The organism is Streptomyces sp. NPDC037421 (assembly GCF_055602105.1).
Window position 1 is genome coordinate 20,517 of sequence record NZ_JBVJWV010000054.1, and the last position, 10,265, is coordinate 30,781.

The following is a 10,265-nucleotide window of genomic DNA, read 5'->3' on the forward strand; positions in this document are numbered from 1 at the left end:
CCGCGGGGCGGTCGTCGCGGGACCACCGCTCCGGTGGGAGCGGTGACCGCTCCCGGGGGCGCCCTCGGATCTCTCCTCGGGCGCTTCCCGGGAACGGCTGCCGCGGACCCCGCTCGGGTCCGCGGCCGCCGGCCGGGGGCCGTCCCCCCCGGCCGGACTCCTGGGGTTCCCCCCAGCGGTCGCTGGGGAGATCAGCCCTGCGCGGAGATCCGCGCCAGGCGCTGGGCCTCCTCGCGGGTGGACACCGCGATGGCGTCCTCGTCCGCGAAGAGCAGCCGGTTGTTCTCGACGATCTGCTTGCCGTTGACGAACGAGGCGGTGACCGGGGCGGCCGCGCCGAAGACGAGCGCGGTGACCGGGTCTGCGATCGAGGAGTGCAGGAAGGTGTTCAGGTTCCACAGGACCAGGTCGGCGTTCTTGCCGACCTCCAGCGAACCGATGTTGTCGGCGCGGCCGAGGACCTGGGCGCCGCCGTAGGTGCCGAGGCGCAGCGACTGGCGGGCGTTGAGCGCGGCCTCGCGGTGCACCGGGTTCAGACGGTTGATCAGCAGCGCGTTGCGCAGCTCGGTGTGCAGCTCACCGGACTCGTTGGAGGCGGTGCCGTCCACGCCGAGGCCGACCGGGACGCCGGCGGCCAGCATGTCCGGGACGCGGGCGATGCCGGCGGCCAGACGGGCGTTGGAGGACGGGCAGTGCGCGACACCGGTCTTGGTCCGGGCGAACGCGGCGATGTCGGAGTCGTTCATGTGGACGCTGTGCGCCATCCACACGTCCTCGCCGAGCCAGCCGGTCGACTCGAAGTAGTCGGTCGGGCCCATGCCGAAGAGCTCGTGGCAGAACTTCTCCTCCTCGACCGTCTCCGAGCCGTGCGTGTGCATGCGCACGCCCAGGCGGCGGGCCAGCTCGGCACCCTGCTTCAGCAGCTCGGTGGAGACCGAGAAGGGGGAGCACGGGGCGACCGCGACCTGCGTCATCGAGTCGGCGGAGGCGTCGTGGAACTTCTTGATGGTCGCCTCGGTGTCGGCCAGGGCGCCCTCAAGGGTCTCGACGGCGTGGTCCGGCGGCAGGCCGCCGTCCTTCTCGCTGCGGTCCATGGAGCCGCGGGCGAGGGTGAAGCGGACGCCCATCTCGGACGCGGCGCGGATGATCGCGCCGGAGAGGTCGCCGGAGTTCTTGGGGTAGACGTAGTGGTGGTCCATCGCGGTGGTGACACCGCCGCGGGCCATCGCGGCCAGCGAGCCCTGGGCCGCCACGTACGCCATCTGCTCGTCGATGCGCGCCCAGGTCGGGTACAGCGCGACGAGCCAGTTGAAGAGGTTGTGGTCGGTGGCCAGGCCACGCGTGATCCACTGGTAGAAGTGGTGGTGCGTGTTGACCAGACCGGGAGTCACGAGGTGCCCGGTGCCGTCGATGCGGCGGACGACGTTGTCGAGGTTCTCGGGGGCTTTGCCCGCGCCGATGGACTCGATCTTGTTGCCGGCGATGACGATGTGACCCGAGGCGTACTCGGTGTCGTTCGCGTCGACGGTCGCGATCGCACAGTTTTCGATGACGATGCGCTCTACGGCGCTGTCATGGGCTGCCGATGCTGCCATGGGACTTCCTCGTGCTTTCAGTGGCGGTGCGGGCACGGCAAAACCCAGGGGATTTGAGTGCCGGAGCCGGGGGCCTGACAGCTGACAGTACTGCCGCCCCGTGTGCTGGTCCGGGTGCCGATTCAGGAAGTTGTGGGGGTGTCGCGCCCCGGGGCCACTGCGGAGCCCCGGGACACGCGCGCCGCGCTCAGAGGTTGGTCATGTCCACGGGGATACGGGCGTCAGCGCCGTCGCGGAGGACCGTCGCCTCGATCAGACCGTACGGGCGGTCCGCGGCGAAGTAGACCTCGTTGTCGTTCTTGAGGCCGAAGGGCTCCAGGTCGACGAGGAAGTGGTGCTTGTTCGGGAGCGAGAAGCGGACCTCGTCGATCTCCGAACGGTGGTTGATGATGCGCGAACCCATCTGGTACAGGGTCTGCTGCAGCGACAGGGAGTAGGTCTCCGCGAAGGCCTGGAGCATGTGCTTCCTGGTCTCGGCGTAGGACTTCTCCCAGTTGGGCATCCGCTGCTCGTCGTCCGACCAGTTGAAGCGCCAGCGACCCGACACCTGGGTGGCCAGGATGCGGTCGTACGCCTCCTGCAGGGTCGTGTACTTGTCCTTCACGTAACCCCAGAACTCGGAGTTCGTGGAGTTCATGACGATCAGGTCCTTGAGGCCGGAGATGACCTCCCAGTTCTGGCCGTCGTACGTGATCTGGGTGACGCGGGTCTCCATGCCCTTGCGGACGAAGGAGTGGTTGACCTCGTCGGCGCCGATGAACTTGGAGTTGGCGTCCGAGGTGGCGATGCGGTCCCAGGCGTACTCTTCGATCCGGATGCGCGCGCGCTGGATCGGCTCCTGGCTGCCCACGAACCAGCGGGCCAGGTGGATGCCGAACTGCTCGGCGGACTCGATGCCGTACTCCTTGGCGAACGCGTACACCGTGTTCTTGGTGGTGTCCGTCGGGAGGACGTTGGCGTTCGAGCCGGAGTAGTGGACGTCGTCCATGTCGCCGGAGAGGGCGACCGAGACGTTCAGGTCCTTGATGTGGTGGGTGTCGCCGTCCCGCGTGATCTTGACGACGCGGTTCTCTGCCTTGCCGTACTGGTTCTGGCCCAGAATCGTGGCCATGCTAGCTCCCTCGGTAAACGGAGTAGCCGAACGGGTTGAGCAGCAGCGGTACGTGGTAGTGCTCGCCCGGGTTCACCGCGAAGGTGATGGTTACCTCGGGGAAGAACGCACCGCTGTCCCTTACGCGGGGGGCGTCCTGCTGCGCCTCGGCTTGCTTCTTGACGAAGTACGTCTCGGTCTCGAAATCGAGACGCACGTGTGTGGTGCCCTCCGGCAGCGCCGGCAGGTCCTTGCAGCGCCCGTCGGCGTCGGTGGCGCTGCCGCCCAGGGCCGCCCACTCGCCGTCCAGGCCCGCGCGGGCCGACAGGGAGATGGCGACGCCCTCGGCGGGGCGGCCGATGCTGGTGTCCAGGATGTGGGTGGACACCGACGCGGTGGTCTCGGTGCTCATGGTCACTCTCCTTCTGCGAGTTCGACGAGACGGGTCAGGCGGATCCGGTTGATCTTCACCAGCTCGCCGCGGGCGATCTCTCGCTCCTGCTCGGCGGAGTGGGCGATCCGGACCTTGACCGCGTCCCGCATGAACTCACCGGTCGCACCGGTGGCGCAGATGAGGAAGACGTGGCCGAACTTCTCCTGGTACGCCAGGTTCAGCTCCAGGAGCTCGTTCTTGAGCTCCTCCGAGGCGCCGGCCATGCCACGCTGCTCGCGGGCGGAGGTCGGGTCTCCCGGCTTCGGCCGGCCGATCGGCGCGTGGCCTCCCATCGCCTCGCCCAGGTCCTCCGCGGTGAGCTCCGCCATGGCGGACTCGTTGGCGGCGAACAGGGCGTCGGCGGTGGCGAAGGGGCGCTGGGCGAGCATCTTGCTCCCCCACGCCGAACTGGCGCACACCTCGTGCAGCTCGGCCGTGGCCGCGCTGTCGTCCAAGGCGTTGAACCGGGTGAGACCCGGGGTCGGACTCGAAGTCACGGTAGGCCTCCGTGGCCTGTTGTTGCTTTGACGGGCTGCGCATAGCTAACGCCCTCGGCAACACGGCGTCAACACTTTGTTGAAACTTCCCGTACACAAAAGCCGCCGCCCGGGTGAATTGGGCGGCGGCTCGTCACCACGGGTTATTCAGCCCTCACTCTTGGCTGCCTTGTTGGGCTTCGTCTGAGCGGCGGCGTCCCGGTTCAAGTAGTTGTAGACCGTGAAGCGGCTTACGCCCAGGGCGCCCGCGACCGTTTCCACGCCGTGCCGTACCGAGAAGGCGCCCCGCGCCTCCAGTATGCGCACCACGTCCTGCTTGGCCTTGCGGTCCAGCTGCGCCAACGGTACGCCGTGCCGGCGCTCCAGCGCCGCAAGGATGTGGTCCAGCGAGTCGGAGAGCTGGGGCAGGCGCACGGCCAGCAGCTCCTGGCCCTCCCACGCGAGCACGACGTCGTCGGGCTCGGCCTGGGCGGGGTCCATCATCTCGCCGCCCATCGCGTCCACCAGCGGCTTGACCGCGGCGACGAAGGGGTGGTCGCGGGGCTCGGTCATGCGCCGTCCTCCCCGATGACGTTGACCTGGAGCGAGACGCGCGTCGCGCCGGCCTCCAGGGAGTCGCGCAGCAGCGCGGCCACGGCGGTCAGCACCCGGTCGGACTCGCCCTCGGCGGTGTTTCCGAACGGACCGACGTCGACCGCGTCCAGCTCGGCCTTCTGGATGACCTCGCGGGCGGCAACGGCGTGGGCGGGAGCCTCTTCGAGGTCGAAGGGCTCGGTCGTGAACTCAACTCTCAATCGCACGTCGCCAAGCTACCGGGCAGTCCTGAGATTCCGGCAGTCCGCACTTGACAAGTGCGACGCTCGGCTTGCAGTCTTCCATCAAGCAGAAAATAACTTCCGCAATACGGAAGGAGCGCACACCCCTCATGGGATACACGGACCAGCGCTTCGATGTGAACCTGTCGATCCTCTTCACGGAACTCCCGCTCTTGGAGCGCCCCGCGGCCGCCGCCGCGGCGGGCTTCACCGCGGTCGAGCTGTGGTGGCCCTGGATCGAGACCCCCACCCCCGCTCAGGAGGAGCTCGACGCCCTCAAGAAGGCTCTTGAGGACGCCGGCACCCAGCTGGTGGGCCTGAACTTCTACGCCGGCCAGCTGCCGGGCCCGGACCGCGGCGCGGTATCGGTACCCGGTGAGGAGTCGGACCGCTTCAACGCCAACATCAACGTGGCGGCGGACTTCGCCGCCTCGGTCGGCTGCAAGGCGCTCAACGCCCTGTACGGCAACCGCGTCGAAGGCGTGGACCCGGCCGTCCAGGACGAGCTGGCCCTGAAGAACCTGGTCGTCGCGGCCCAGGCCGCGGACCGCGTGGGTGCGATCCTCCTGATCGAGACCCTCAACAAGCCCGAGTCGCCGCTCTACCCCCTGGTGAGCGCCCCGGCCGGCATCGAGGTAGTGGACAAGGTCAACGAGGCCACCGGCCTCGGGAACGCCAAGTTCCTGCTCGACCTGTACCACCTGGCGATGAACGATGAGGACCTCTCCGAGGTCATCGAAAAGTACGCCGCCAAGACCGGCCACGTCCAGATCGCGGACAAGCCGGGACGCGGTGCCCCCGGCACCGGCGAGCTGCCCCTCGAGGCGCTCCTGGACCAGCTGAAGAAGGCCGGATACGAGGGCTACGTAGGCCTCGAGTACAAGGCGGCCGACGCCGCCGCGTCCTTCGAGTGGCTGCCGGCCGAGGCCCGCGCCGCCAAGTAGGCGGACCAAGTCCAGGCGATCAGCCAGGCACCTCACGCACTTTTCGTACGAAGCATTAAGAGAAGGACCCTCATCATGAGCAACCTCCCCAAGATCGCCTGGATCGGTCTCGGAATCATGGGCTCCCCCATGGCCGAGAACCTCCTGAAGGCCGGCTACTCGGTCACCGGCTTCACCCTGGAGCAGGACAAGCTGGACCGCCTGGCCGCCGCCGGCGGCTCCGCGGCCGGCTCGATCGCCGAGGCCGTCGCCGACGCCGACGTCATCATCACGATGGTGCCCGCCTCCCCGCAGGTCGAGGCCATCTCCTACGGCGAGAACGGCATCCTGGAGAACGCCAAGTCCGGCGCGCTGATCATCGACATGTCGTCGATCACCCCGCAGACCTCCGTCGACCTGGCGAAGAACGCCGCCGAGAAGGGCATCCGCGTCATCGACGCCCCGGTGTCCGGCGGCGAGGCCGGCGCCATCGAGGCCGTCCTGTCGATCATGGTGGGTGGCGAGCAGGCCGACTTCGACGCGGCCCTGCCGATCCTCGAGGCCCTCGGCAAGGTCATCGTCCTGTGCGGTCCGCACGGCTCCGGCCAGACGGTGAAGGCCGCCAACCAGCTCATCGTGGCGGTGAACATCCAGGCGTGCGCCGAGGCCGTCGTCTTCCTCGAGAAGTCCGGCGTGAACCTCCAGGCCGCCCTGGACGTCCTCAACGGCGGTCTGGCCGGCTCCACGGTCCTGACCCGCAAGAAGGACAACTTCCTGAACCGCGACTTCAAGCCCGGTTTCCGGATCGACCTGCACCACAAGGACATGGGCATCGTCACCGACGCCGCCCGCAACGTCGGTGCGGCCCTGCCGGTCGGCGCGGTCGTCGCCCAGCTGGTCGCCTCGCTGCGCGCCCAGGGTGACGGCGGCCTGGACCACTCCGCGCTGCTCCGTGCGGTCGAGCGCCTCTCCGGCGCCCAGATCTGATCCCACGGCGGCCCGCTGCCCCGGGCCGCCCTCCCCCGCCCTGACGGGGGCCTGAGTTTCCGGATGGTGCCGGTGCTGACACCTGTCCTGTCGCGCCCAAGCGCCGGCACCGTCCGGATCACCTCTCCTCACTCTTTCTTTTAAACAAACTGTTGACGCCGCGTTCACGCCGAATTTAGGCTGTTCCGCATGACGGAAGATGCATTCCGTCAGCAGTTACCCGTACGGAAGGTCACCATGTCGAAGCGCACGCTGACGACCGAGTCCGGCGCCCCGGTCGCCGACAACCAGAACTCCGCCACCGCCGGCGTCGGTGGCCCGCTCCTGATCCAGGACCAGCAGCTCCTTGAGAAGCTCGCCCGCTTCAACCGCGAGCGCATCCCGGAGCGCGTGGTGCACGCCCGCGGCTCGGCCGCGTACGGCTACTTCGAGGTGACCGACGACGTCACCGCGTACACCAGCGCGGCGTTCCTGAACACGGTCGGCAAGAAGACCGAGACCTTCCTGCGCTTCTCCACCGTCGCCGACTCCCTCGGTGGCGCGGACGCCGTCCGCGACCCGCGCGGCTTCGCGCTGAAGTTCTACACCGAAGAGGGCAACTACGACCTCGTCGGCAACAACACCCCGGTGTTCTTCATCAAGGACCCGATCAAGTTCCCCGACTTCATCCACTCCCAGAAGCGCGACCCCTTCACGGGCAAGCAGGAGCCGGACAACGTCTGGGACTTCTGGGCGCACGCCCCCGAGGCCACGCACCAGATCACCTGGCTGATGGGTGACCGCGGCATCCCGGCGTCCTACCGCCACATGAACGGCTACGGCTCCCACACCTACCAGTGGACCAACGCCCAGGGCGAGGCCTTCTTCGTCAAGTACCACTTCAAGACGAACCAGGGCATCCGCTGCCTCTCGGGCGAGCAGGCCGCCGAGCTCGTCGGCCAGGACGCCAACTCGCACCAGACCGACCTGCTCCAGGCGATCGAGCGCGGCGTGAACCCGAGCTGGACCCTCTACGTCCAGATCATGCCCGCCGCCGAGGCCGCGGACTACCGCTTCAACCCGTTCGACCTCACCAAGGTGTGGCCGCACAGCGACTACCCGCTGCAGCGCGTGGGCCGCCTGGTCCTCGACCGCAACCCGGACAACGTCTTCGCCGAGGTCGAGCAGTCCGCCTTCTCCCCGAACAACTTCGTCCCGGGCATCACCGCCTCGCCGGACAAGATGCTCCAGGGCCGCCTGTTCGCGTACGCCGACGCCCAGCGCTACCGCCTCGGTGTGAACCACACCCAGCTGCCGGTCAACGCCCCGAAGGCGACGAAGGCCGACAACTACGGCCGCGACGGCGTCATGGCGCTGCGCAACGGTTCGCGCACCGACAAGAACTACGAGCCCAACTCGTACCAGGGCCCCGCCGAGACCGGCATAGCCCTCGGCGCCCCGAAGGCCGTCTCCGGCTACACGGGCACCCACGAGGCCCCGGCCCACACCAAGGACGACGACTTCTTCCAGGCCGGTGAGCTCTACCGCCTGATGTCGGAGGCCGAGAAGCAGCGCCTGGTGGCGAACATCGCCGGCGGCCTGTCTCAGGTCACCCTCGAGGACGTCATCGAGAAGAACCTGGCTCACTTCCACGCCGCGGACGCCGACTACGGCAAGCGCGTCGAGGAGGCCGTCCGCGCCCTGCGCGACGCCTGAGCCGAAAAGCTGCACCGGGGGCCTGACGGGAGGTCAGGCCCCGGGTGCCGAGCCCGCACCGCGGACCCGGATGAGGGGTGGTACGCGGTGGGGGCAGGACGAGGACCGTGGCGGGCGAGCGAGCCAGTGCGGTGGTAATGGGTTCCGAGGCCCGTCTCTTGACCTGAGGGAGACGACGCCGGAGTTCTCGTCGCCCGACCGCCACGGTCCCAGCCACTCCTCTATATAGAGGGGCCACGCACAGGGCCCCCTCCATATAGAGGAGAACCTTCCGAACTCCGCCCGGCGGTGCGAACGTCCTGTCGCGCCAGCCTCGCTCCGTCGGGCGGTAACAAACCAGAGAGCCGAGTCACGGACGGTCCCGTGACTCGGCTCTTTGTTGTGGGGGGGTACGGGCTGGCGGTGCGGGCCCGCTATCTCCCCCTCGAGGGGGTGGGGGCTGGCCGGTGGTTGCCCACCCGCCTCCCAAGGTGCGGGTGGGTGGAGTGGGGGCGGTAGCCCCCGGGACGGTCTCATGGCTGGTTTGGGGGTTTCCCGTCAGTCCCATCGTCCTTCCGTGTCGTGCCGGCCTGTCAAGGGCGCTCCCTGCGGTCGCGTCACTGCGTGATCGCCTTCGGCGCCCCTTGACAGCCCGTCCCGCCCCGGAAAGCCGAAAGACTGCCGGGAAGCCCCCAAAGGAACGGTCACGGGGCAGAAGAAGGAGGGGCGGGTCCGTCAGGGACGAGGCGAGAGGCCGGGCGTCGGCCCGCCGGGCATCCGGGCCCTCAGCGTCCCCGTTCCGGACCAGGGGCGCGACTACCCGCACGAGAGGTCAATCAGAGCGGCCTGCGGAGCCCCCAAGCGCGCCAGATCGCTACGCGCTCCTCTCGTCTCAGCGTCCGACGACCGCCTTGGGATGCGAGCCAACCAGCCGGGACGAGCGGTCCCATTCCTCCGGGCCACAGTGGGCGGCATCGGCAGCGGCTTGGCCCGCAACAGTGCCTCTTACCGCGTCAGGTTCGCCGATGCGCTGCTCGCGGCCGGCGAGGTTGAAGAGGCGTGCGCCGAGGTAAACGGCGTCCTGGACGCCTGGGGTGGCATCGCCTCTCCACGCCTGCTGGGCAAGGTGCGTGATTTCCAGCGCTCGGCGGCCGCGATCGGGAGCCGGACCGCGCGCGACTGCGTCGCGCGGATCCGCGAGACCGTCTGGGAGGGCCGGAAATGAACCAGTCAGCACAGTTCCCCATCGAGAGGCTCGACGGACCGGCAGCGGCCAAGGCCGAGGACGCCTTCCGGCTGGTCTACGCCGAGGCCTTCGCCGAACCTCCCTACGACGAGACCCAAGCGGACGTAACTGCCGCCTTACGCCGCTTCCGGTCCCAGACCCGCAAGAGCACCTTCGTCGGAGCCCTGGCCACGACCGCTGACGGCGATCCGATCGGCATGGCCTACGGCTACCCACTCGGCCCCCGGACGGGCTGGTGGGACCAGCTGACCGAGCCAGTCCCCGAAGACGTGCGCCGCGAAGACGGCCACAGAACTTTCGGCCTGATGGAGCTCGCCGTGCGCGCCCCCTGGCGCAGGCAGGGGGTCGCCCGGCGCCTGCACGAGGCCCTCATCTCCACGACCGACGCCGGACGCGTGCTGCTCAACGTCCACCCGGACAGCACAGCGGCCGTGGCCGCGTACCGGGCATGGGGCCACCAGAAGGTGGGCGACGCCCACCCGTGGCCTGGAGCACCGCTGCACTACGTGATGCTGCTCGCCAACAAGCCGCAAGATGCCTGACCGCTTCCCACGCTGCTCCGGTCGCCATTCCGTGCAGGTACCGACCCAAGACGGCCGCCAGTCGCCGAGACCAGAGAAGCGCGTAGCGATCTGGCGCGCCCGTCGGCTTCCCACAACGCTCTGATCACCATGTGGTGCGGGTATCAGCCCCGGACGGTCGCCGGCCGCCGAGAAGAGAGGAGCGCGTGGCGATCTGACGCGCCTGGGGGGTCCCCGGTCGCTCAGATCGACCTCTCGTGCAGGTAGCCGCACCCCCGGCCCTGGACCAGGACTGGACGGGCCCGGATGTCCGGCGGGCCGGGGCCCGGCCCCGTCGCCTCTTCTCTGAGGGAGTCGATGCGCCTCTCCTGCCCCGTGACCGTTCTTTCGGGGGTTTCCCGGCAGTCTTTCGGCTTTCCGGGGCGGGACGGTCGGTCAAGGGTCGCCGAAGGCGATCACGAAGTGACGCGACCGAAGGGAGCGC

General features: G+C 68.9%; 11 protein-coding genes. 5 read left to right on the top strand and 6 right to left on the bottom strand.

All coding sequences use genetic code 11. The features are described from left to right. Window positions 1-191: 191 nt before the first annotated feature. The 6 genes from ACZ7IF_RS37485 to ACZ7IF_RS37510 form a co-directional block, all read right to left on the bottom strand. Window positions 192-1,595 (bottom strand): 8-oxoguanine deaminase, encoded by a 1,404-nt coding sequence (locus ACZ7IF_RS37485; protein ID WP_470981294.1) that lies wholly within the window; start codon window positions 1,593-1,595, stop codon window positions 192-194. Window positions 1,596-1,782: 187 nt separating this feature from the next. Next, a complete protein-coding gene (gene pucL / locus ACZ7IF_RS37490) occupies window positions 1,783-2,706 on the bottom strand; it encodes a factor-independent urate hydroxylase (protein WP_470981296.1) in 924 nt (307 codons plus the stop codon). Window position 2,707: 1 nt separating this feature from the next. Then, entirely contained in the window at window positions 2,708-3,097 is a 390-nt protein-coding gene (gene uraH / locus ACZ7IF_RS37495) for a hydroxyisourate hydrolase (RefSeq protein ID WP_470981298.1), read from the bottom strand. Between the two features lie 2 nt (window positions 3,098-3,099). Then, the gene (gene uraD / locus ACZ7IF_RS37500; RefSeq protein WP_470981300.1) at window positions 3,100-3,615 is read right to left on the bottom strand and encodes a 2-oxo-4-hydroxy-4-carboxy-5-ureidoimidazoline decarboxylase; all 516 of its coding nucleotides are present in this window, start codon (window positions 3,613-3,615) and stop codon (window positions 3,100-3,102) included. A gap of 147 nt (window positions 3,616-3,762) precedes the next feature. Then, complete coding sequence (locus tag ACZ7IF_RS37505) at window positions 3,763-4,167, bottom strand: helix-turn-helix domain-containing protein (protein ID WP_470981302.1); 405 nt, start codon at window positions 4,165-4,167, stop codon at window positions 3,763-3,765. Continuing rightward, complete coding sequence (locus ACZ7IF_RS37510; protein ID WP_385533509.1) at window positions 4,164-4,415, bottom strand: thiamine-binding protein; 252 nt, start codon at window positions 4,413-4,415, stop codon at window positions 4,164-4,166. The genes ACZ7IF_RS37505 and ACZ7IF_RS37510 overlap by 4 nt, the downstream gene beginning before the upstream one ends. 125 nt (window positions 4,416-4,540) lie before the next feature. Between ACZ7IF_RS37510 and ACZ7IF_RS37515 the strand changes: the two genes are divergently transcribed. From ACZ7IF_RS37515 to ACZ7IF_RS37535, 5 genes are all read left to right on the top strand, one after another. Then, window positions 4,541-5,374, top strand: coding sequence for a TIM barrel protein (locus tag ACZ7IF_RS37515; RefSeq protein ID WP_469116655.1), 834 nt, complete (start codon window positions 4,541-4,543; stop codon window positions 5,372-5,374). Window positions 5,375-5,449: 75 nt separating this feature from the next. Continuing rightward, a complete protein-coding gene (locus ACZ7IF_RS37520) occupies window positions 5,450-6,340 on the top strand; it encodes a 2-hydroxy-3-oxopropionate reductase (protein WP_470981304.1) in 891 nt (296 codons plus the stop codon). Between the two features lie 237 nt (window positions 6,341-6,577). Further along, the gene (locus ACZ7IF_RS37525) at window positions 6,578-8,035 is read left to right on the top strand and encodes a catalase (RefSeq protein WP_362474029.1); all 1,458 of its coding nucleotides are present in this window, start codon (window positions 6,578-6,580) and stop codon (window positions 8,033-8,035) included. Window positions 8,036-8,978: 943 nt separating this feature from the next. After that, entirely contained in the window at window positions 8,979-9,239 is a 261-nt protein-coding gene (locus tag ACZ7IF_RS37530) for a hypothetical protein (RefSeq protein WP_470981306.1), read from the top strand. Further along, window positions 9,236-9,802, top strand: a complete 567-nt coding sequence (locus tag ACZ7IF_RS37535; protein WP_470981308.1) for a GNAT family N-acetyltransferase — start codon at window positions 9,236-9,238, stop codon at window positions 9,800-9,802. The genes ACZ7IF_RS37530 and ACZ7IF_RS37535 overlap by 4 nt, the downstream gene beginning before the upstream one ends. Window positions 9,803-10,265: the final 463 nt, after the last annotated feature.